We start from the raw sequence: 21,694 nt of genomic DNA, 5'->3' as shown, positions 1-21,694 counted from the left end.
CGCCCCGTCGTTCCGGTCTCCGCCGGAACGGCGGGGTAGCGTGGATGCCAAGTCCGCGGCGACAACGGAGGTTTCGAGATGTCGTGGAAGGTCAAGCTCGGCGTCGGCATCCTGGCGCTCTTGGGCGCGCTGATGGTGATCGGGTTCGTGAAGAGTCTCGTGCTGTCGCTGGTGCCCCTGGCGATCCTGCTGTTGGCCGGTTACGGCGTGTACCGGCTCTATGTCGGCAGCCGAGGCAAGGCCGTCGAGGGTAGATCCGCCGAGGCCCCGCAGCTGCCGACCAGCACGCCACCCGCGATTGCGACCCGGCCGACGAAGGATGCGGCGACCAGGCTCCGCGAGATCCGCGAGGAAGCCGCCCGCCAACAGAGCCAGCAACAGTAGACGGGTTACGAGTACGCGGTAACGGCCTCGACCACGCGACCGAGCTGAGCCTCGGTCAGCATCGGCCACAGCGGCAGCCGCAGAATCGTCGAGGAGAACCGCGCGCTGCGCGTGCACGGCACCGGCGTGCGCCCGTACTTCAACCCGGCCGGGCTGGAATCCAGCGGAATGTAGTGGAACGGGGCCACGATGCCCTGCGCCGCGAGATGCCGGATGAGCCCGTCGCGAGACTCCTCGCTCGGCATCTGCAGGAAGAACATATGCGCGGTGTGTTCCCGATCCTCTGGCACCGTCATCAGCCGCGCGCCGGTGCGTTCGGCCCAGTCCGGCAGCTGCGCGGCATAGGTGTCCCACACCCGGTGGCGCTGTGCCTGGATCGCGTCGAATTCGTCGAGCTGCGCGTCGAGCACGGCCGCGTTCAGCTCGCTGGGCAGGTAGCTGGAGCCGATGTCCTGCCAGGAGTACTTGTCGACCTGACCGCGCAGGAAGCGGGCCCGGTTGGTGCCCTTCTCCCGCACGATCTCCGCGCGGCCCATCAGGATTTCGTCGGATAGCAGCAGCGCGCCGCCCTCACCGCAGTGCACATTCTTGGTGTCGTGGAAGCTCTGCGTGCCGAGGGTGCCGATGGTGCCGAGTTTGCGACCGCGCCAGGTGCCGCCGAGGCCGTGCGCATTGTCTTCGATGAGCGCGATGCCGTGCCGCTCGGTGAGCGCCAGCAGCCGGTCCATATCGGCGGCGACGCCGCCGTAGTGCATGACGACGACTGCCTTGGTTCGGTCGGTGATCGCCGCGGCGACCGAATCCGGGTCGATATTGCCGCTCGCCTCATCGATATCGACGAAGACGCACGTCGCACCGCGCAGCGCCATCGAGGTCGCCGCCGAGGTGAACGCGAAGCTCGGCACGATCACTTCGTCGTCGGGTCCGAGTTCGAGCAGCAGTGCGGCCAATTCCAGGGCGTGGGTGCACGAGGTGGTCAGCAGGGCGTGCGGCGCCCCGGTGATGTCCTTGAGCTTGGCGGTCGCGGACGCGGTGAAGTCGCCGTCGCCGTGGCTGTGGTCGGAGCCGAGGACGGCCTCGACGTTCGCCAGCTCGCGACTCGCGCGAAACGGTCTGCTGAAAATGATCCGCTCTCTTGTCACTCCCCGATGCCCTTCTCACCCGCGGCTGCCGGTACCGCGGCGCTGACTCGATGGGTCGTGTCCGGCGCCTCGATGGTATCCGGGCGCGGAGTGGGGGAGTCCACGGTCAGATAGAGCGGCTTACCGACGAGAATATGCAGCGCCACACCGAGATACTCGGCGATGAGGCCGAGCGAGAACAGGATCGCGCCCGAGCACAGCAGCATCACGACGATCATCGAGGTCCAGCCCTCGGGATCGTTGTTATGGCCCGCCAGCTTCTGGAAGATGATCACCGCCGCCATGATCCCGCCCGCCAGCGCCAGCGTGCCGCCGAGCAGGCTCACCAGCCGCAGGCCGCGAGTTCCGCTGCACAGCACCATTTTCCAGAACAGCGAGAACAGCCGCCGGTAGTTGTAACCGGACTCCTCGCGCCCCTCGGCGCGCAGCACCACCGGCACCGAGATGGCATTGCCGACCACCCAGGTCAGGGCCACATCGAGATAGGCGCCATTGGCCGCGACCTCGGCGAGCTGACGGCCGATATCGCCGCGGATCAGGCGGAAGCTCTCGAAACGCGTCGAATCCGGGAAGGCGAAGACGGTGGCGAGCACGATCTTCGCGCCGCGCGAGGTGAGATTGCGCAGGAAGCCGTGCGGGCGGGTATTGGTCGGCTTGGAGTAGACCAGATCGGCGCGTTCGGCCAGCGCCGCGTCCAGGAAGGCCGCGATGAACGCGGGATCGTGCTGACCGTCCTCGTCCATCGTGACGATCCACTCGCCGCGCGCGGCCGCCATCCCGGCGATGGTCGCGGCGTCCTGGCCGAAGTTCCGACTCAGCCACACCGCCCTGACCTGGCCGTACGCATCTTCGAGCTGCTGCATCACGACATCGGAGAGGTCCGGGCCATTGTCGTGGACCAGGATGATCTCGTCGACGATGAAGGTGGTCCCGCCCGGTGTCGTGGTCGGCTCGGCGAACTTGTCGAGTTCGGCCACGAGCGCGGAGATGGTGTCCGCACCCCGGTAGACGGGCACGACGACGGAGACCGAATGCCGCTGGCCGCGCTGGGACCGGGCATACGGACGCTCACCGGATGTCCCCGGAATCGGTCGGGGCATCCGTGCGGGAGACGATGAAGACAACGGCATTGGCGAGATCGACTTTCGATGACGGTGCGTGCCGGTACTCGTCGCTGGTGGCTGAGCCCGAGCCGTCGTGAACTCTAACACGGTGTCCGGGACCCGCCGTCGGGCCCGTTGATCATGTTCGGGGGCGACCGGATTCGGGCCACCTGGCAACGGGCGATGCGAGCGAACGGTGTTGCCCTGTAGGGTCTGGAACTCGTGGTGGAAAGCAGCGTCCCTGCCCCGCGGGACGTGTACAAATGGGGCATCATTACCGCGCTCGGGGTGATCGCGGGATATGTTGCGGTACTGCTGGCCAACGTCCGGCATTTCTACACCGACGACACGGAATCGCAGTACGCACCGCTGTGGGTGATGCTCGGGCGGCAGCTGCGCGACGGGCGGTTCCCCGCGCTGGTCCCCGAGCATTGGATGGCGGGCAATTACACGATCGAAGAGGCGGGTCTGCTCAATCCGCCGCAGCTGCTGATCGATCTGATCGCGCCTTCGGTCGATAACCTCGCGTTGTACGCCACCGTGGTCAAGGTGATCTTCGCGATCATCCTCGGCCTCGGTGTGTACCGGATCTGCGTGGTGTACGGCGCGAGACCGGCCTGGGCGGCGGTCGCGGGCGTCTCGATTCCGTTCACCGGGTGGCTGCTGTTCTTCGATGAGGCCAGTTGGTTCACCGCGTTCACCGGTACCGCGTGGATGGTGCATGCCTGGGCCTCCGGTGTTCGGTACGCGCGTGGCCGCAGCGGTCCGATTCCGACGTTTATCTTTCTGTACCTGGCCATTTCGGTGCAGTACATCTTCCCGGCCGTCGAGGCGGGGCTGATGATCGGCGCGGTGGTCGTCGGCGAGCTCGTCTACCAGAAGAAGTGGCAGCCCGCGGTGCGGCTGCTGACGGTGGCCGGTTTCGCCGCGCTCGCCGGACTCGCGACCTACCTGCCGAGCATGCTCTCGGCGAAGGTGACCTGGCGCGGCACCTCCCAGATCAATAACGACCAGTTCCTGACCGTGCCGTGGTCTGAGTCGCTGAACGCCAGCCTGCCGACCACCATGCCCGCCTACAGTTCCTGGTGGGGCTACATCCAGCCGCTGCCGGTGGTGTACATCGCCTGGTTCCTGATTCCGGCGCTGGCGTTCGTCGACTGGGGTAAGGCACGCGATGGTGTCCGCGAGCTGACCACGCCCGCGCTCTTCGCGATCATGGCGCTGATGTGGACGGCCGGACCAGGGACGATCGGCCCATTGCGCTGGCCGGCCCGGGTGCTGCCGATGGTGGCGCTGGGACTGCTGGTGCTGGTGTGTGTGCTGCTCGGGCGCTATGCCACGTTCGCGGACTGGCGTCGGCGCGGCATCGCCGGTGCGCTGCTGATCGGACTGCTGCTCGCGCGGACCTTCTCCGCGGATCCGCACCGGATCGGCTGGCATCTGGTCTCGGCGGCCGCCGTCGCGGCGCTCGGTGCCGCCGTGGTGTGGCTCGGCCGCAACAGAGGTACCGCCGCGGCCTGTGCGCTGGCCATCGTCGCGGTGTTCCCGATCGCGTTCCTCCAGGTGAATATGGTGCAGCCGACGCCGATGAGCTGGAACCTGCCGGAGAACCGCCCGGAGATGAAGGCTGCCTTCCCCAAATTCCCCGGCACCACACTGCAACTCGCCGATCGCGGGTTGATCCAGCCCAACGAGCGCACCCTGCAGGGCGCGTACGGATCGCTCGTATTCGGTAACTACGCCAAGGATCTCGAGCTGACCTACGTCAGCGGCTACACCCCGAACGGGCACTACTGGTTCGGCGACATGCTCTGCATGCGCTGGGATACCAGTGTCTGCCCGGACGCCTATCGCCGGGCGTTCGCGACCGAGCCGACCACCGGCCGGACCATTGTCGATCTGATGAAGGTCGACCGGGTTGTGCTGCAGCGCGCGCTGTATCCGGACGCGGGCAACCAACCCGCGCCGCCCGGCTGGAAGTGGGTCGACTATCCGGGCCACGAGCGCTACATCTGGGTGCTCGAGCGCGAGAACGGGCTGCTCTCCACGCAGAACGGTCGGGTCGCCGACGCGAAGTCGGTGACCGCCACCTCGGTCTCGGAATCCGATATGACCAGCCGGGTGCGGGTGAACTCGGAGAACGGCGGGCAGATCGTCTTCGCGCGGCTCGGCTGGCCGGGCTACCGGGTGACGCTGGACGGCAAGGACCTTCCGATCAAGGTGGTCGCAAAAATCTTTGTGACCGTGGATGTTCCGGCCGGGACGAAGAACGGCGACCTGGTGTTGAGCTGGCGTCCGCCGGGCTGGAAGATCGGCGGCGCGACCGCGGTGCTCGGTCTGGCCGGGCTGGGTGTGTTGCAGTGGCTGTATCTGCGGAATCGGCGGCGTGATGACGAGCCCGCCGAGGTCGCGACCGGGGATGCGGCGACACAGGAATCGGCCACGCCCGAACCCGATCTGGCAGACGCGATCCGGTGAACACGGGTGCGGCGGGTCGGGTGAATGCGGGCGCGGAAGAATCGGTTGCCGAGTCCGAGAACCCGGGACCGCTGCTGCGCATCGTCAAGCGGCAGGAGATCGCATTCGCGGCCGTCGGCGCCGTGAATACCGCGCTGGGGATGGGGCTGACCGTCATGTGGTTGGCCATCCTCGGCGCGAGCGTTCCGCCCGCCGTCGCGGTGGTGCTGGCGTATGCCATCAGCATCGTGATCGCGTTCGTATTGCATCGGACCTTGGTCTTTCGGGTGCGGGGCCACGTGCTGCGCGATTTCCTCCGGTTCGTCGGCGTGAATTCCGGTGGCCTGCTGATGAATATGGCGCTGCTGTCGCTGGCCGTATCGGTGCTGCACCTGCCGAGTAAGCCCTCGGCGGTCGTGGTGATGGGGGTGGTCGCGGTCGCCAGCTACTTCGGCCATCGCTACATCTCGTTCCGGCGGGAGCCGGTGCCGCCGCCATCCGCCGGTTCCGGTGCGGAGCAGTTCTAGTCGCCGGGTAAGTTATCGATCATGCCGGAGGAAACCGCCTTGGACGCCACCCTGTTGAGCCTGCTCGCGTGCCCGCAGGACAAGGGTCCGCTGCTGTTGGTCCGCGATGACAAGGGCGCCACCGCGCTCTACAACCCGCGCCTGCGCCGCGCCTACCCGATCGAGAACGGCATCCCGGTGCTGTTGATCGATGAGGCCCGCGATGTCACCGACGCGGAGCACGCCGCGTTCACCAGTCAGCACGCCGACGCCTGAGTAGGCATTCGCCCGGTGGCACACCAGTGGGTGCCACCAGGCGTTGGCGCGCCAATGTGCCATTTGTCGATGCGATGAACCTGCCGAGCGGGATCGGCGTCGAACTCCATCCGATCCGCGCCCGGCTGTCCTGCGTCGAGTCGCCAACTACGTTGCGGCGGTGTCGATTTCACCGGTGAGATAGCGCTGGAGGGTGGGGCCGACCGCGGCGACCAGATCGGGCACCGGCATGGACGCCAACGGCTCGACCTCGAGGATCTTGCGTGCGACCAGCACGCCGATCATCTGCGTGGCGACCAAAGCGACGCGGGCTCGGCCGTCGTCCTCCGGTGTCGCGATCCGCAGCCGAACCCGTTCGAGCACGACATCCAGCACGAACGTCCGCGCCAGCGCCATATCGCCTCCCGCGAGGATGCTGCGCACCGCCGCGACGACGCCGGGGCCCGCCGGCGAATCCCACACCCCGACCACCGCGCCGAGGATGGTCTCACCGAGCCGATCCAGCGGCGCGGCCTCGATCCGGCGCAGTGTGGCCTCGGGATCGATCGGCAGATCCACCACCGCGGCGAACAACTGCTGTTTGGTCCCGAAGTAGTGGTGGACCAATGCCGGATCGACCCCGGCGTCGGCGGCGACGGCGCGGATCGAGGTCTTGTCGAAACCACCCTCGGCGAAGCGGGCGCGGGCGGCGGACAGGATCGCCTCGCGGGCGCCGGATCGACCCGGCCGACGCCCGGAGCGGGTACCGCGATCGCCGTTCGTCGCTTCGGCCGTCACGCGGTCCGCCGCCGTAGCGTGGCCGCGCCGAGGCACAGGGCGACGATGGCGAATCCGGCGACGACCACCAGGTCCCGGAGCATCTGCCCGGTGACATCCGAATGCGTCGAAACCTGTTGCAGCGCATCGACCGCATAACTCAGCGGCATCACATTGCTGATCGCCTCCAGCCAGCCCGGCAGCTGCCCACGCGGAACGAGCAAGCCGCACAGGAAGATCTGCGGTGCGACCACCACCGGCATGAACTGCACGGCCTGGAATTCGGTGCGCGCGAAGGCACTTGCCAATAGCCCGAGCGCCACACCGCAGATCGCGTCGACCATCGCGATCACCACCACCCAGGCCGGACTGCCCGCCGAATTCAGGCCGAGCAGACCGAAGGAGATCAGGCAGGCCACCGCCGCCTGCGCCGCCGCGGCCACCGAGAAGGCGGTGCCGTACCCGGCGAGCAGGTCGAGCTTCGACAGCGGCGTGGTCAGCAGCCGCTCCAGCGTGCCCGAGGTGCGTTCGCGCTGCATGGCGATCGCGGTGATCAGGAACATGACGATGAACGGCAGGATGCCGAGCATGCTCATGCCGACGCGGTCGAAAATGGGCACGGGATTGAGCGGGTTGGCCGGGGTGTCCTTGTAGATGAAGTACAGCAGCGCCATCAGCACCGCGGGGACCACGAGAATCATTGCGACAGTGCGGTGGTCGTTGCGCAGCTGGCGCAGGATACGTCCGGTCGTCGCGGCGTACGGGCGCAGGCTCGGCGTCCGGCGGCGGGGTACGAGGGTGGTAGTCATGCCGCACGTCCCATCGTGATCAGGGTCAGGAAGGCTTGTTCGAGGTTCTGCTCACCGGTTTCGGTGCGCAGTTCATCGGGGCTCAGCTGTGCGAGTAGGTCGCCCTCGCGCAAGAGCAGGAGTTTGTCGCAGTGCTCGGCCTCGTCCATCACATGGCTGGAGACCAGCAGCGTCGTCCCATTCGCGGCCAACTCGTGGAACTGCTTCCACAGATCCACGCGCAGTACCGGATCCAGGCCGACCGTCGGCTCGTCCAGGATCAGCACCTCGGGTCGCGCGACCAGTGCGCAGGCCAGCGACGCCCGGGTCTCCTGGCCGCCGGAGAGTTCGTCGCCGCGCTGGCGGGCGTGGGCGAGCAGTCCGACCGCGGTGATGGCGGTGTCGACGTCGTCGCGATCGCGGCCGTAGAGCGCGGCGTAGTAGGCGACGTTCTCGCGCACGCTGATATCGCGGTAGATGCTCGGCGCCTGGGTTACGTAACCGATCCGGTGCCGCAGTTCCGCCGAACCTGCCGGCAGTCCGAGCGCGGAGATCTCGCCGGACGCCACGATCTGGGTGCCGACAATGCTGCGCATGAGCGTGGTCTTGCCGCACCCCGACGGTCCGAGCAGTCCGGTGATGGAGCCGCGCGGGATGGTCAGCGAAATATCGTGCAGAACTTCGCGGCCGCCGCGGCGTACGCAGAGGTTGCGGACCTCGACGGCGGGAGATGAGTGCTGATCCGTCATGGGACGCCTCAATTCATCGACTGTTGAATTCACTGTGTGATGAATTTAGCGCGATACGTCCGGAACGGCAAGAGTCGACGGCTGGAATTCGGTGGCGGCCTGGTCAGTGCCCGTGGTGAGCCGGAGTTCCCGCCGACTGTCCCGGCTCGACCACGACAAACTGGCCCATCATGCCCTGGTCCTCATGCCACAGCAGATGGCAGTGATACATGTACGGCGAGTTCGGATCGGCGGGTCCGTCGAACCGCATGGCGATCTTCGCCCTGGCATCGGGCGGCAGGAAGAGGGTGTCCTTCGGTCCGCGCAGCGCATCCGGCGGCGGCGCGCCGTTCAGCTCGAGGACGCGGAACTGCACGTCGTGGATGTGGAAGTTGTGCGGCATCCCGTCGCTGTTGTGTACCACCCAGGTTTCGGCGGTGCCCCGGGTGACTGTGAGATCGATGCGATCCATTGCCATCGGAGTGCCGTTGATTCCGCTCAGTTGCAGCTCGAAGTCGCGTTCGGTCACCGAATCGGATCCGTCCGGGGTCGACGGATGTGCCAGTGCGGCAGGCAGTTCGGGTGATGGCCGCAGCGTCGATGCCGCGCGCAACTCGAGAATGTCGAAGCTGTCGTCACCGCCAGCGAATCGCTGCGTCCAGAAGTTCAGCCCCGCATCGAGTTTCGTGCTGCGCAGCACCGTCCGCTCGCCGGGGCGCACCCGGACCACGATCTCGGCGCGCTCGCCAGGAGACAGCTGTATCCGGTCCAGTGCGACCGGGCGTTCCAGCAGGCCGCCGTCGGTGGCGACCAGGGAGAACCGGCGATCGTCGGCGAAGCCGAAGGTGTAGACCCGCGCGGTCGACGCATTCAGCAGCCGCAACCGCACCAACTCGTCGCCGACATTCCGATACGGCGTCAGGGTGCCGTTCACCATGGTCTGGTCACCGAGGAAGCCGACGTCGCGGAAGATGCCACGGGACGAATCGAGTTGGTTCCCGCGGAATTTCACGTCCTGGACGATGACGGGGAGATCGTCGACGCCGTAGTTCTTCGGCAGTGAAAGTCCTTCGGACACTTCGTCATCGAGCAGGAACATCCCGGCAAGCCCACGCCGGACGTGCTGTTCGGTCGCACCGTGCGGATGCGGGTGGTACCAGAGCGTCGCGGCAGGCTGGTCCACGGTCCACCGCGGTGTCCACGTGCCTGCGGCCGGCACCATCTGATGCGGTCCGCCATCCATCGCCGCCGGGAGATGCATCCCGTGCCAGTGCACGGTCGATGGTTCCGAAAGATTGTTCCGGACTTCGACTTCCACTCGTTCACCACGCCGGGCCCGCAGCGTCGGCCCGAGATAGTCGCCGTTGAACCCCCAGGTCTGCGTGGCCTGGCCCGGCCGGAATTCCCTTTGCCCCGAGCGCATATCGAGTTCGAAAACGCGGGTGCCATCCGCGCGTACGCGGGACTGGGCCAGCGGCGGAATCGCGAGCTCATTGCTGAAATCGACACTGCCGACAGTGGATACGGCCGCGCCGCGATACACCCAGGTGACGCAGCCGCCGACAGAGAGCAGCAATACCGTCGCGAACGCCGCGACAATCAGGAGCAACCGCCGCAACCAGCGCGGCCGGGAAACCGAAGACATGCGACGACGGTATGGACCGCCGGTACCCGGCCACATCCGGGAGCGTCCCCATTTCGCCCCTGATTCCGGCGGGTCAGTCGTCGGCGAGTTCGGCGGTCGCGTCCTGTCCGGCGGCGGCCGTGCGGCGCAGGAAATCCGCGATCAGATCCAGTTCGGCCTCGGAATAGCGATCGCACAGATCGTCCATGCGGTTGTTCATGCCCGCGAGCATGCGGTAGAGCTCCGGGTTGCGGTCCCGGGTGGCGCGCACGGTGACGGCGCGGCGGTCGGTGGCCTCCGGATCGCGTTCCCGGGTGATGAAGCCGCCGCGCTGCAGCCGATCGAGGACTCCGGTCATGGTCGCCGGATGCATTCCGGCCAGCCGGGCCAGGGCGCCCGGGCTGAGCGGCCCGTGCCGGTTGATCAGGTCCAGGCAGTTCCAGTCGGCGTCCTTGAGTGCCATCTTCGTGCCGAACTGCCGGTTGAGCAGCGACAACTGGATGTTCAGATCGCGCAGCGACTCCTTGACCGCATTGGCTGATTGTCGATGTCGCCGGGCCTCCGCCTTTGTTACGTCTGTCATATTGTATGACTCTCATATTAGTTGTTATGGTTTCCATATGATACGACGCTCGGATGAATCGGCGTCGAAGGCATACCGAACATCAGGAGCAAGCCATGCGCATCATCGTTTTCGGAGCCAATGGACCCACCGGTCGGCTGCTGACCGGGCAGGCGCTCGCCGCGGGACACGACGTCGTCGCGGTCACCCGGCGTCCGGACGAATTCCCGATCGGACACGATCGGCTCACGGTCTTCGGTGGCGATGTCCACCAACCGGATTCGGTCGATACGGCCGTCGCCGGTGCCGACGCGGTGTTGTCCGCGTTGGGGGTTCCGTACAGCAAGGAACCGATCACCACCTACTCCGAGGGAATTCGCCACATCATCGCCGCGATGCGGCGGCACGGCGTGCGCCGGATCGCGGCCGTCTCGTCGAGTGCGGTCGATCCGAAGCACTACTCGGAGGCCGGGTTCCTGTTCAATCGGGTGCTGCAGCCCTACATCGTGCGCGTCATGGGAAAGACGCTCTACGACGATATGCGGCGGATGGAAGCACTGCTGGTGGCAAGCGATCTGGACTGGACGGTGGTGCGTCCGGGCGGGTTGTACGAGCTGCCCACCGTGACCGATTACACGATGGTCGAGGGGCATGCCGATCATCGGTACACCGCGCGCGTCGACCTGGCGGCGGCGCTGTTGCGACTGGCCGAGGAGGACCGGTTCGCGCGCAAGATCGTCAGTGTGGTCACCACGACCGATAATCCGAGTCTGTTCCAGCTGATCCGAACGGAGGCGCTCGGAAAGCACTGATCCGTTCGGATCTCAGCTGGTAGCGGCCGGGTGACCGGTGCGCCCACGACGCGTCGGATCGTCGTACTCGGCGCGGGCTACACCGGCTGACGGCTGCCCCCGGTACCGTCTGTTCCGCGCTCGTCCGGATATCCCGATTCCCTGATCCGGACCTGGACTAGGAGCATGAGCTGCATGGATGACGCAACGCCTGCGCACGATCCGTTCATCGAACATCGGCGGCTGCTGTTCTCCACCGCCTACCGGATGCTGGGCACCGTCACCGATGCCGAGGACATCCTCCAGGACGCCTGGCTGAAGTGGAATGAAACCGATCAGTCAACCGTCCAGCATCCCAAGTCCTATCTGGTCCGCACGGTCACCAACCTCTCACTGAACCGGCTCACCTCCGCCAAGGCCAAGCGCGAAACCTATGTCGGCCCTTGGCTTCCCGAGCCCTTGCTGACCTCACCGAATATCGCCGAGGAGACCGAGTTGGCCGACACGGTCTCCACCGCGATGCTCGTGGTGCTGGAAACCCTGAATCCGGTGGAGCGCGCGGTCTTCCTGCTGCGCGAGGTCTTCGGATACAGCCACGCCGAAATCGCCGACGCCCTCGACAAGCCCGAGGCCACCGTCCGGCAGATCGCGCACCGGGCCCGCTCACATGTGCAGTCCCGCCGCCCGCGCTTCGACACCGATAAGGCCGAGCGCACGCACATCACCGAACAGTTCATGGCCGCCTGCGCCGGTGGCGATCTCAATGCGCTGATGGATCTGCTCGCCCCCGATGTCACCTCGTGGTCCGACGGCGGCGGTGTGGTCACCGCGGCTCGGCGTCCGCTGTACGGCCCGGACCATGTGGCCCGCTGGGTCCTCGGCGTCCTCGCCAAACCATCGGTCGCGGGCATCGTGCTCGAACCCGCGCACATCAACGGCGAACTCGGTGCGCTGGCGCTCATCGACGGAAACCCGGTGGCGACGTTCACCTATGACATCCTCGACGGCCACATCCACAACCTGCGTTTCCAGGTGAATCCGACCAAGCTCAAAGGGCTGTACATGGGGACCGACGTGCTCGGCTGATCCGCACACCGTTCTACGCTCGTGCCGTGACCAGCCAGACCATGCAAACCAACGTGGACGGCGGACAGGTCCGGGTCTCCACCCTGGAACTGTTCTTCGACCTCGTCTTCGTCTTTACCATCACCCAGTTGACCCACGTCTTCACCCACCATCCGGGCTGGGAGGCGCTGATGCAGGTGGTGGTGTTGTTCGGGGTCATCTGGTGGATGTACAGCGGCTACGTCTGGCTCACCAACGAAGTGGCGCCGAACAATTCGCAGCGCCGCACCCTGCTGCTGATCGGCATGTTCGGATTCTTCGTGCTGGCGCTGGCCATCCCGGACGCCTTCCACGGCACCGGGCTCGCATTCGGTCTCGGCTACGTCCTGGTCAATACCGTGCACACGGCGCTGTTCTGGGTCAGCGGCGGTTCCTCGGCGACACAGGCGATCAAACGCATCGCGCCGCTGAACGCGCTCGCGGCGGCGCTCGTGCTCGCGGGCGGTTTCGTGCACGGATGGGGGCAATACCTGTGCTGGGGCGCGGCGCTCGCGGTGCAGGTGCTCAGTCCCTACCTTGTCGACACTCGCGATTTCGTGGTGCGGGCCAGCCACTTCTGCGAGCGGCACGGGCTGGTGATCATCGTCGCCATCGGCGAATCGGTGGTGGCGATCGGCCTGGGTCTGGCGGGGGAGAAGCTGACCGTGGCACTGACCGCCACCGTCGCGCTCGGACTCGGCCTGGTCTATGTGCTGTGGTGGGCCTACTTCGGGATCGATGACGAACGCGGCGAGCACGTGCTGGCCGCGGTCCCGGACCGGGAACGCTCACGTCCGGCGGTGCTCGCCTATGGCTATTCGCTCTACCCGCTGTTGATCGGCGTCACCGTCGCCGCGGCGGGCATCAATATGACCATCGCGCACGGCAACGAACCCGCCTCCGTCGCCGCCGCGTCCGCGCTCTCCGGTGGCGTCGCCCTGTATTTCTTCGGCCAATTCTGCTTCCGGCTCGCCCTCGGCTTGCCGCGCCCGTGGTCGCGACTGCTCGCCGCCGCCGCGGTGGCCGCGACCATCCCGATCGGCATCGCGTGGGTGGCCTGGGCGCAGCTCGCGGTGCTGGTCACGGTCGGTTACGCCGCGGTGATCATCGACGACCTCATCACGCTGCGCTCCGGCCAGCACAGCCGCTACGTTTGAGGTCGGGAACAATGGTGAGTCGTGCGTAGTGAGGAACTCGCGGTCGAACCCCCCGCCGCGGCCCAGCGACTGCTCGGCTCGACGCTGTGGGCCGGACCGGTAGGCGTGCGGATCGTCGAGGCCGAGGCGTACGGCGGCGATCCGGCCGGACCGTGGCCGGATCCGGCATCGCATTCCGGTCGCGGGCGGACCAAGCGCAATGCGGTGATGTTCGGGCCGGCCGGGGTGCTGTACGTCTATCTCAGCTATGGCATGCACATGTGCGTGAACGTGACCAGTGGGCCAGACGGCACGGCGAGTGCGGTGCTCATCCGGTCGGGCGAGGTCGTCGCGGGGTTGGAGACGGCGCGGGCGCGACGGCCCGCGGCCCGCACCGACGCCGATTTGGCAAGGGGGCCAGGCAATCTCGGCAGCGCCCTGGGAATCACGCTGAGCGACTACGGAACTCCGCTGTTCGATCCGGCGTCACCGATCCGGTTGGAATTGAACGGCGCGATCGACGCCGCCGAGATCGCCAGCGGGCCGCGTGTCGGGGTCAGCAGTGCGGCGGACCTACCGTGGCGATTCTGGCTCGCATCGCCCGCCGTCTCGGTCTACCGCCGCAGCCCGCGCGCACCGATAGAGGCGATGTAGCGCCTGGTGGCAGCGATTTCGGCGCGTGCGATGAGTTTTCGCGGCGGTGTCCGTCCTATCTGTTGAACGCGCTTCACCCGGCGCGACCGACCCGAAGGAAAGACACCATGACCGCCATCGCCTCCGCCGCCCCGATCACCGCCACCGTCGCCCACCGCCCCGGCAAGAAGATGAATATCGCGCTCTGGACCGTGCAGATCCTGCTCGCGCTGTTCCTCGTCGCCGCCTCCGCCGCCCCGAAGCTGTTCGGCGCGCACGCGGCGGTGGAAGCCTTCGACACCATCGGTTGGGGCCAGTGGTTCCGCTACTTCACCGGCGTGGTCGAACTCTCCGGCGGCATCGGCCTGCTGGTGCCCCGCCTGACCGGCCCGGCGGCCGTCGGCCTGACCATCACCATGGTGTGCGCCGCCCTGACTCAGGTGTTCCTGCTCGGCGCGCCCGCCCTGGCGCCCTTCCCGCTGGTGCTGGCCGTGGCCTTCGTCTGGATCGCGTGGCAGCGTCGCGACAGCATCATCGCGGTGCGCGACCTGCTGGCTCGCTGAATATCCGAATAGCGCACACGATCGGCAGACCTTCGGTCTGTCGATCGTTGCCGTGTTCCCATTCCCGGAGTAGGCGGGGCCCTCGCGGAGGCGGGCGCCACCCCCGGAAAATCGTTCGACCTGCACTGCGGCGTGCGGCGACACTGAGGGCCATGCCGGTCGCGGGGACCGGTGCGGAAAGATGGGACAGCGTGAGCGAACGAAGTGAGCGAACCATGTGCCAGCGCGCATCGCGCACGCCGGAGCCGAGCGTCAGCGAGGCGCGGGCGTGAGCGGCGACATCATCGATGAACTGACCTGGCGCGGACTGATCGCACAGTCCACCGACCTGGACGCCCTGCGCGCGGCGGCGGCCGCGGGCCCGCTGACCCTCTATGCCGGTTTCGACCCCACCGCGGCGAGTTTGCACGCCGGACACCTGGTCCCGCTGCTCGCACTGCGGCGTTTCCAGCGCGCGGGCCATCGCCCGATCGTGCTGGCCGGTGGCGCCACCGGCCTGATCGGTGACCCACGCGATGTCGGCGAACGCACCATGAACTCGACCGACACCGTGGCGGAATGGGCGGGCCGGATCCGCTCCCAGCTGGAGCGCTTCGTCGACCTCGACGATTCCCCCACCGGCGCGATCATCGTCAACAACATGGACTGGACCGGACAGCTGTCGACCGTCGATTTCCTGCGCGATGTCGGCAAGCACTTCTCGGTCAATGTCATGCTGGCCCGCGACACGATCAAGCGCCGCCTCGACGGCGAGGGCATCTCCTACACCGAGTTCAGCTACATGCTGTTGCAGGCCAACGACTACCTGCAGCTACACCGCAACTACGGCTGCACGCTGCAGGTCGGCGGCTCGGATCAGTGGGGCAACATCATCGCGGGCGTCGAGCTGAACCGCCGCGTCGACAGTGCGTCGGTCCATGCGCTGACCGTTCCGCTGGTTACCTCGGCCGACGGCAAGAAGTTCGGGAAGTCGACCGGCGGCGGCAGTCTGTGGCTCGACCCGGAGATGACCAGCCCCTACGCCTGGTACCAGTACTTCGTGAATACGGCCGACGCCGATGTGGTGCGCTACCTGCGCTGGTTCACCTTCCTGTCCCGCGAGGAGCTTGCCGAACTGGAGCTGGCCACCGCCGAGCGCCCGCACGCGCGGGAGGCGCAGCGCAAGCTGGCCGAGGAGATGACCAATCTGGTGCACGGGGAGGCGAATACCCGCGCCGTGCAGTTGGCGAGCCAGGCCTTGTTCGGTCGCGCGGATCTGCGTGAACTGGATGAGGCGACGCTGGCGGCGGCCCTGCGGGAAGCCGCGGTCGAGGGCACGGTCGCCGAGGTGGAGGCGGGAGCGCCGAGCACAATCGTCGATCTGCTGGTGGCGGCCGGTCTGTCGGAAAGTCGTGGCGCGGCACGTCGCGCTGTGAACGAGGGCGGGGCGTCGGTGAACAACGAGCGGATCTCCGACCTCGATTGGACCCCCGCCGATGCCGACTACCTGCACGGTCGATGGCTGGTGCTGCGCCGCGGCAAGCGCAACTTCGCCGGCGTACTGCGGGCGGGCGCATAAAGATCACGTGGCTCGGGTCACATTCGGGTGGCCCGAGCCCGCATTTGGGGCGGTCGCATGATGCCTGACCTGCGAAATTACATGCGTGTAGTGCGGATTTGACTCGGCGTTCCCCGCCGCGTAACTTAGTCCAAGTCAGAGCGACACGGACACCGACCCGGAGCCAAACGGCCTGGGAAACGAGGTAGGACGAGGAGCGCCTGACGATCAGCAAGCTGGATCGAACGAGCAGACTTGACTCTGCGCGGTCGATTGGCTAGGCTGGGAAAGTTGCCTCAGGAAGCCCCCAGAGAGAATCTGGGGTCCAACTGCGTGCGCGTGTTCTTTGAGAACTCAATAGTGTGTCGATGAATGTCAGTGCCAATTATTTATTGGTTCCGGCTCCTCATACCCCCGTGTGGTGGGGCTGGACATTTTAGTCAGCAAATACTTTTGCTGGCGTTTGATTTTGCCAAGGTTTTCGGACTCTGGTTAATTCTTCTGATTGCATCCTTTGGGGTGTGATTGAGAGTCTTCAACGGAGAGTTTGATCCTGGCTCAGGACGAACGCTGGCGGCGTGCTTAACACATGCAAGTCGAGCGGTAAGGCCCTTCGGGGTACACGAGCGGCGAACGGGTGAGTAACACGTGGGTGATCTGCCCTGCACTTCGGGATAAGCCTGGGAAACTGGGTCTAATACCGGATATGACCACGGGATGCATGTTTTGTGGTGGAAAGATTTATCGGTGCAGGATGGGCCCGCGGCCTATCAGCTTGTTGGTGGGGTAATGGCCTACCAAGGCGACGACGGGTAGCCGACCTGAGAGGGTGACCGGCCACACTGGGACTGAGACACGGCCCAGACTCCTACGGGAGGCAGCAGTGGGGAATATTGCACAATGGGCGGAAGCCTGATGCAGCGACGCCGCGTGAGGGATGACGGCCTTCGGGTTGTAAACCTCTTTCGACAGGGACGAAGCGTAAGTGACGGTACCTGTAGAAGAAGCACCGGCCAACTACGTGCCAGCAGCCGCGGTAATACGTAGGGTGCGAGCGTTGTCCGGAATTACTGGGCGTAAAGAGCTTGTAGGCGGTTCGTCGCGTCGATCGTGAAAACCTACCGCTCAACGGTGGGCTTGCGGTCGATACGGGCGGACTAGAGTACTTCAGGGGAGACTGGAATTCCTGGTGTAGCGGTGAAATGCGCAGATATCAGGAGGAACACCGGTGGCGAAGGCGGGTCTCTGGGAAGTAACTGACGCTGAGAAGCGAAAGCGTGGGTAGCGAACAGGATTAGATACCCTGGTAGTCCACGCCGTAAACGGTGGGTACTAGGTGTGGGTTTCCTTCCACGGGATCCGTGCCGTAGCTAACGCATTAAGTACCCCGCCTGGGGAGTACGGCCGCAAGGCTAAAACTCAAAGGAATTGACGGGGGCCCGCACAAGCGGCGGAGCATGTGGATTAATTCGATGCAACGCGAAGAACCTTACCTGGGTTTGACATACACCGGAAACCTGCAGAGATGTAGGCCCCCTTGTGGTCGGTGTACAGGTGGTGCATGGCTGTCGTCAGCTCGTGTCGTGAGATGTTGGGTTAAGTCCCGCAACGAGCGCAACCCTTATCTTATGTTGCCAGCGCGTAATGGCGGGGACTCGTGAGAGACTGCCGGGGTCAACTCGGAGGAAGGTGGGGACGACGTCAAGTCATCATGCCCCTTATGTCCAGGGCTTCACACATGCTACAATGGCCGGTACAGAGGGCTGCGATACCGTGAGGTGGAGCGAATCCCTTAAAGCCGGTCTCAGTTCGGATCGGGGTCTGCAACTCGACCCCGTGAAGTTGGAGTCGCTAGTAATCGCAGATCAGCAACGCTGCGGTGAATACGTTCCCGGGCCTTGTACACACCGCCCGTCACGTCATGAAAGTCGGTAACACCCGAAGCCGGTGGCCTAACCCTTGTGGAGGGAGCCGTCGAAGGTGGGATTGGCGATTGGGACGAAGTCGTAACAAGGTAGCCGTACCGGAAGGTGCGGCTGGATCACCTCCTTTCTAAGGAGCACTTCTACGCTGGTCGGTTCGAACAGTCGTCCTCGACCGCGTCAGAGACCGTTTAGTTCTCACATGTAGAACTGCGGACGCTCATGGGTGGAACGCTGACAAGCTTTATCGCATTCGATCAATCCTGTGTGGTTGGTCGCGGTGAATATATCGACACACTGTTGGGTCCTGAAAGAACAGGCGTTCTTTCCAGGCAAGATAACGATCCGCTCGGATCTCCTGTCATACCGGGAAGGCTGAAAGGTCTTCTGCTGGTGCGGGGTTGGGGTTTGAGTGGGTGTGTTGTTTGAGAACTGCACAGTGGACGCGAGCATCTTTGTTAGTAAGTGTTTAAGAGCGTACGGTGGATGCCTTGGCACCAGGAGCCGATGAAGGACGTAGGAGGCTGCGATAAGCCTCGGGGAGCTGTCAACCGAGCTGAGATCCGAGGATTTCCGAATGGGGAAACCCAGCACGAGTGATGTCGTGTTACCCGCATCTGAATATATAGGGTGTGTGGAGGGAACGTGGGGAAGTGAAACATCTCAGTACCCACAGGAAGAGAAAACAATAGTGATTCCGTGAGTAGTGGCGAGCGAAAGCGGATGAGGCTAAACCATGCGGATGTGATAGACGGCAGTCGTTGTCCGTGTGGGGTAGTGGGGCTTTTCTTCTCATCACTGCCGTGATGAGCGAGAGTTAGAAACCAAGTTGTTAGTTGAAGTGGTCTGGAACGGCCTGCCATAGACGGTGATAGTCCGGTAAACGAAAACTTCTTGGCTCTCGTGAAAAGTGCCCGAGTAGCAGCGGGCCCGTGAAATCTGCTGTGAATCTGCCGGGACCACCCGGTAAGCCTGAATACTCCCTGGTGACCGATAGCGGACTAGTACCGTGAGGGAAAGGTGAAAAGTACCCCGGGAGGGGAGTGAAATAGTACCTGAAACCGTGCGCTTACAATCCGTCAGGGCCTGCGCCACCTTCGGGTGGGTGGGTGATGGCGTGCCTTTTGAAGAATGAGCCTGCGAGTTAGTGGCATGTGGCGAGGTTAACCCGTGTGGGGTAGCCGTAGCGAAAGCGAGTCCGAATAGGGCGTTTCCAGTCGCATGTTCTAGACCCGAAGCGGAGTGATCTACCCATGGCCAGGGTGAAGCGACGGTAAGACGTCGTGGAGGCCCGAACCCACTTAGGTTGAAAACTGAGGGGATGAGCTGTGGGTAGGGGTGAAAGGCCAATCAAACTCCGTGATAGCTGGTTCTCCCCGAAATGCATTTAGGTGCAGCGTCACGTGTTTCACACCGGAGGTAGAGCTACTGGATGGTCTAGGGGGCCTACAAGCTTACCGAAATCAGCCAAACTCCGAATGCCGGTGTGTGAGAGCGTGGCAGTGAGACTGCGGGGGATAAGCTTCGTAGTCGAGAGGGAAACAGCCCAGATCGCCGGCTAAGGCCCCTAAGCGTGTACTAAGTGGAAAAGGATGTGGAGTCGCGAAGACAACCAGGAGGTTGGCTTAGAAGCAGCCACCCTTGAAAGAGTGCGTAATAGCTCACTGGTCAAGTGATTCTGCGCCGACAATGTAGCGGGGCTCAAGTACACCGCCGAAGCCGCGGCATTCACACATAACACCGAGGTTGGTCTACGGATCTTCTTCCAGTGGTGTGGATGGGTAGGGGAGCGTCGTGTAGCCATGGAAGCGGCGGAGTGATCCAGCCGTGGAGGCTATGCGAGTGAGAATGCAGGCATGAGTAGCGAAAGACGAGTGAGAAACTCGTCCGCCGAATGACCAAGGGTTCCTGGGCCAGGTTAATCCGCCCAGGGTGAGTCGGGACCTAAGGCGAGGCCGACAGGCGTAGTCGATGGACAACGGGTTGATATTCCCGTACCCGTGTATCCGCGCCCAATGGCGAATCAGTGGTGCTAAGTGCCCAAAACCTGAAAGACTTCCTTCGGGAAGCTGGATGGGGCTGCGCACGACCCCTGCTGTAGTAGTCAAGCGATGGGGTGACGCAGGAAGGTAGCTGGGCCAGTCAGTGGTTGTACTGGTGTAAGCCTGTAGGGCGTTGTGTAGGCAAATCCGCACAACATTGAGCCTGAGAGGTGATGCGTAGCCGATTGAGGTGAATTCAGTGATCCTATGCTGCCGAGAAAAGCCTCTAGTGAGTTGGTACACGGCCCGTACCCCAAACCGACACAGGTGGTCAGGTAGAGAATACTGAGGCGATCGAGAGAACTGTGGTTAAGGAACTCGGCAAAATGCCCCCGTAACTTCGGGAGAAGGGGGACCACGTCTGGTGATGGCCCTTGCGGTCTGAGCTGGGTGTGGTCGCAGAGACCAGAGAGAAGCGACTGTTTACTAAAAACACAGGTCCGTGCGAAGTCGTAAGACGATGTATACGGACTGACGCCTGCCCGGTGCCGGAAGGTTAAGAGGACCGGTTAGCGCCCTTCGGGGTGCGAAGCTGAGAATTTAAGCCCCGGTAAACGGCGGTGGTAACTATAACCATCCTAAGGTAGCGAAATTCCTTGTCGGGTAAGTTCCGACCTGCACGAATGGCGTAACGACTTCTCTGCTGTCTCAACCACAGACTCGGCGAAATTGCATTACGAGTAAAGATGCTCGTTACGCGCGGCAGGACGAAAAGACCCCGGGACCTTCACTATAGCTTGGTATTGGTGTTCGGTACGGTTTGTGTAGGATAGGTGGGAGACTGTGAAGCTGGCACGCCAGTGTTGGTGGAGTCATCGTTGAAATACCACTCTGATCGTATTGGACTTCTAACCTCGGACCATGATCTGGTTCAGGGACAGTGCCTGGTGGGTAGTTTAACTGGGGCGGTTGCCTCCTAAAATGTAACGGAGGCGCCCAAAGGTTCCCTCAGCCTGGTTGGCAATCAGGTGTCGAGTGCAAGTGCACAAGGGAGCTTGACTGTGAGAGTGACAGCTCGAGCAGGGACGAAAGTCGGGACTAGTGATCCGGCACCGGCAAGTGGAAGCGGTGTCGCTCAACGGATAAAAGGTACCCCGGGGATAACAGGCTGATCTTCCCCAAGAGTCCATATCGACGGGATGGTTTGGCACCTCGATGTCGGCTCGTCGCATCCTGGGGCTGGAGTAGGTCCCAAGGGTTGGGCTGTTCGCCCATTAAAGCGGCACGCGAGCTGGGTTTAGAACGTCGTGAGACAGTTCGGTCTCTATCCGCCGCGCGCGTCAGAAACTTGAGGAAGGCTGTCCCTAGTACGAGAGGACCGGGACGGACGAACCTCTGGTGTGCCAGTTGTCCTGCCAAGGGCACTGCTGGTTAGCTACGTTCGGAAGGGATAACCGCTGAAAGCATCTAAGCGGGAAGCCTGTTCCAAGATGAGGTTTCTCACCACCTTCGAGTGGTTAAGGCCCCCCACAGACCATGGGGTTGATAGGCCAGAACTGGAAGCCCGGTAACGGGTGTAGGTGACTGGTACTAATCGGCCGAGGACTTACCAACAAAGAAGCTACGCGTCCACTGTGCGGTATCTGAAACAACACACAGATACAGATGCACCACACAAACCCCCTGGGGTGGGTGTGGGT

At 64.2% G+C, this 21,694-nt stretch carries 17 protein-coding genes and 2 rRNA genes; 12 read left to right on the top strand and 7 right to left on the bottom strand.

The genetic code is table 11. The annotated features are described in order from the left end of the window. Nucleotides 1-78 precede the first annotated feature (78 nt). Nucleotides 79-384, top strand: a complete 306-nt coding sequence (locus ACHQ4I_RS09595; RefSeq protein WP_420771326.1) for a hypothetical protein — start codon at nt 79-81, stop codon at nt 382-384. 5 nt (nt 385-389) lie between these two features. Here ACHQ4I_RS09595 and rffA read toward each other — a convergent pair whose 3' ends face one another. Both rffA and ACHQ4I_RS09585 read right to left on the bottom strand, forming a co-directional pair. Beyond that, nucleotides 390-1,526 (bottom strand): dTDP-4-amino-4,6-dideoxygalactose transaminase, encoded by a 1,137-nt coding sequence (gene rffA, locus ACHQ4I_RS09590; protein WP_420771325.1) that lies wholly within the window; start codon nt 1,524-1,526, stop codon nt 390-392. Continuing rightward, nucleotides 1,523-2,626, bottom strand: a complete 1,104-nt coding sequence (locus ACHQ4I_RS09585; RefSeq protein WP_420771324.1) for a glycosyltransferase — start codon at nt 2,624-2,626, stop codon at nt 1,523-1,525. Before ACHQ4I_RS09585 ends, rffA begins: the two co-directional genes overlap by 4 nt. Before the next feature lie 258 nt (nt 2,627-2,884). Here ACHQ4I_RS09585 and ACHQ4I_RS09580 point away from each other — a divergent pair, with 258 nt between their 5' ends. The 3 genes from ACHQ4I_RS09580 to ACHQ4I_RS09570 are packed head-to-tail and all read left to right on the top strand — an operon-like array spanning nt 2,885 to nt 5,868. After that, nucleotides 2,885-5,107: a hypothetical protein gene (locus ACHQ4I_RS09580; protein ID WP_420771492.1), complete on the top strand. Its 2,223-nt coding sequence runs from the start codon at nt 2,885-2,887 to the stop codon at nt 5,105-5,107. A gap of 20 nt (nt 5,108-5,127) precedes the next feature. Next, on the top strand, nt 5,128-5,613 hold the full coding sequence (locus ACHQ4I_RS09575) for a GtrA family protein (RefSeq protein WP_420771491.1): 486 nt from the start codon (nt 5,128-5,130) through the stop codon (nt 5,611-5,613). Between the two features lie 21 nt (nt 5,614-5,634). Then, nucleotides 5,635-5,868 carry a Trm112 family protein gene (locus ACHQ4I_RS09570; RefSeq protein WP_040689305.1) on the top strand — a complete coding sequence of 78 codons (234 nt, stop codon included), beginning with the start codon at nt 5,635-5,637 and terminating at the stop codon, nt 5,866-5,868. 147 nt (nt 5,869-6,015) lie between these two features. Here the strand turns inward: ACHQ4I_RS09570 and ACHQ4I_RS09565 are convergent, their stop codons facing one another. From ACHQ4I_RS09565 to ACHQ4I_RS09545, 5 genes are all read right to left on the bottom strand, one after another. Next, complete coding sequence (locus tag ACHQ4I_RS09565; RefSeq protein WP_420771323.1) at nt 6,016-6,645, bottom strand: TetR/AcrR family transcriptional regulator; 630 nt, start codon at nt 6,643-6,645, stop codon at nt 6,016-6,018. After that, complete coding sequence (locus ACHQ4I_RS09560) at nt 6,642-7,433, bottom strand: ABC transporter permease (protein WP_420771322.1); 792 nt, start codon at nt 7,431-7,433, stop codon at nt 6,642-6,644. Before ACHQ4I_RS09560 ends, ACHQ4I_RS09565 begins: the two co-directional genes overlap by 4 nt. Beyond that, nucleotides 7,430-8,161: an ABC transporter ATP-binding protein gene (locus ACHQ4I_RS09555; RefSeq protein ID WP_420771321.1), complete on the bottom strand. Its 732-nt coding sequence runs from the start codon at nt 8,159-8,161 to the stop codon at nt 7,430-7,432. The genes ACHQ4I_RS09560 and ACHQ4I_RS09555 overlap by 4 nt, the downstream gene beginning before the upstream one ends. Nucleotides 8,162-8,264: 103 nt before the next feature. After that, nucleotides 8,265-9,785, bottom strand: a complete 1,521-nt coding sequence (locus ACHQ4I_RS09550; protein WP_420771320.1) for a multicopper oxidase family protein — start codon at nt 9,783-9,785, stop codon at nt 8,265-8,267. A gap of 73 nt (nt 9,786-9,858) precedes the next feature. After that, on the bottom strand, nt 9,859-10,347 hold the full coding sequence (locus tag ACHQ4I_RS09545) for a MarR family transcriptional regulator (RefSeq protein ID WP_420771319.1): 489 nt from the start codon (nt 10,345-10,347) through the stop codon (nt 9,859-9,861). Nucleotides 10,348-10,442: 95 nt separating this feature from the next. On the opposite strand from ACHQ4I_RS09545, the gene ACHQ4I_RS09540 reads away from it, so the two are divergent. From ACHQ4I_RS09540 to ACHQ4I_RS09505, 8 genes are all read left to right on the top strand, one after another. Beyond that, the gene (locus ACHQ4I_RS09540; protein WP_420771318.1) at nt 10,443-11,138 is read left to right on the top strand and encodes an NAD(P)-dependent oxidoreductase; all 696 of its coding nucleotides are present in this window, start codon (nt 10,443-10,445) and stop codon (nt 11,136-11,138) included. Between the two features lie 174 nt (nt 11,139-11,312). Next, nucleotides 11,313-12,203, top strand: coding sequence for an RNA polymerase sigma-70 factor (locus tag ACHQ4I_RS09535; RefSeq protein WP_420771317.1), 891 nt, complete (start codon nt 11,313-11,315; stop codon nt 12,201-12,203). A 26-nt stretch (nt 12,204-12,229) separates the two neighbouring features. Continuing rightward, nucleotides 12,230-13,378: a low temperature requirement protein A gene (locus ACHQ4I_RS09530; protein ID WP_420771316.1), complete on the top strand. Its 1,149-nt coding sequence runs from the start codon at nt 12,230-12,232 to the stop codon at nt 13,376-13,378. Nucleotides 13,379-13,399: 21 nt separating this feature from the next. Beyond that, the gene (locus tag ACHQ4I_RS09525; protein ID WP_420771315.1) at nt 13,400-14,011 is read left to right on the top strand and encodes a DNA-3-methyladenine glycosylase; all 612 of its coding nucleotides are present in this window, start codon (nt 13,400-13,402) and stop codon (nt 14,009-14,011) included. A gap of 107 nt (nt 14,012-14,118) precedes the next feature. After that, nucleotides 14,119-14,553: a DoxX family protein gene (locus ACHQ4I_RS09520; RefSeq protein ID WP_420771314.1), complete on the top strand. Its 435-nt coding sequence runs from the start codon at nt 14,119-14,121 to the stop codon at nt 14,551-14,553. Between the two features lie 268 nt (nt 14,554-14,821). Continuing rightward, nucleotides 14,822-16,111 carry a tyrosine--tRNA ligase gene (gene tyrS / locus ACHQ4I_RS09515; protein WP_420771313.1) on the top strand — a complete coding sequence of 430 codons (1,290 nt, stop codon included), beginning with the start codon at nt 14,822-14,824 and terminating at the stop codon, nt 16,109-16,111. A gap of 514 nt (nt 16,112-16,625) precedes the next feature. Beyond that, a 16S ribosomal RNA gene (locus ACHQ4I_RS09510) occupies nt 16,626-18,142 on the top strand. Nucleotides 18,143-18,471: 329 nt separating this feature from the next. Then, nucleotides 18,472-21,608, top strand: a 23S ribosomal RNA gene (locus ACHQ4I_RS09505). Together the 16S and 23S rRNA genes form the textbook arrangement of a ribosomal RNA operon. The last annotated feature ends 86 nt before the right edge of the window (nt 21,609-21,694 follow it).

Source organism: Nocardia nepalensis, assembly GCF_048910785.1.
Lineage (GTDB): Bacteria > Actinomycetota > Actinomycetes > Mycobacteriales > Mycobacteriaceae > Nocardia > Nocardia nepalensis.
This window is presented reverse-complemented; position numbering and strand designations above follow the sequence as displayed.

Bases quoted from the DNA above. Each gene is read 5' to 3' on its own strand.
- ACHQ4I_RS09570 (WP_040689305.1), top strand. From the start codon at position 5,635: ATGCCGGAGGAAACCGCCTTGGACGCCACCCTGTTGAGCCTGCTCGCG.
- ACHQ4I_RS09545 (WP_420771319.1), bottom strand. From the start codon at position 10,347: ATGACAGACGTAACAAAGGCGGAGGCCCGGCGACATCGACAATCAGCC.
- ACHQ4I_RS09540 (WP_420771318.1), top strand. From the start codon at position 10,443: ATGCGCATCATCGTTTTCGGAGCCAATGGACCCACCGGTCGGCTGCTG.
- ACHQ4I_RS09555 (WP_420771321.1), bottom strand. From the start codon at position 8,161: ATGACGGATCAGCACTCATCTCCCGCCGTCGAGGTCCGCAACCTCTGC.
- ACHQ4I_RS09560 (WP_420771322.1), bottom strand. From the start codon at position 7,433: ATGACTACCACCCTCGTACCCCGCCGCCGGACGCCGAGCCTGCGCCCG.
- ACHQ4I_RS09535 (WP_420771317.1), top strand. From the start codon at position 11,313: ATGGATGACGCAACGCCTGCGCACGATCCGTTCATCGAACATCGGCGG.
- ACHQ4I_RS09585 (WP_420771324.1), bottom strand. From the start codon at position 2,626: ATGCCCCGACCGATTCCGGGGACATCCGGTGAGCGTCCGTATGCCCGG.
- ACHQ4I_RS09595 (WP_420771326.1), top strand. From the start codon at position 79: ATGTCGTGGAAGGTCAAGCTCGGCGTCGGCATCCTGGCGCTCTTGGGC.
- ACHQ4I_RS09550 (WP_420771320.1), bottom strand. From the start codon at position 9,785: ATGTCTTCGGTTTCCCGGCCGCGCTGGTTGCGGCGGTTGCTCCTGATT.
- ACHQ4I_RS09520 (WP_420771314.1), top strand. From the start codon at position 14,119: ATGACCGCCATCGCCTCCGCCGCCCCGATCACCGCCACCGTCGCCCAC.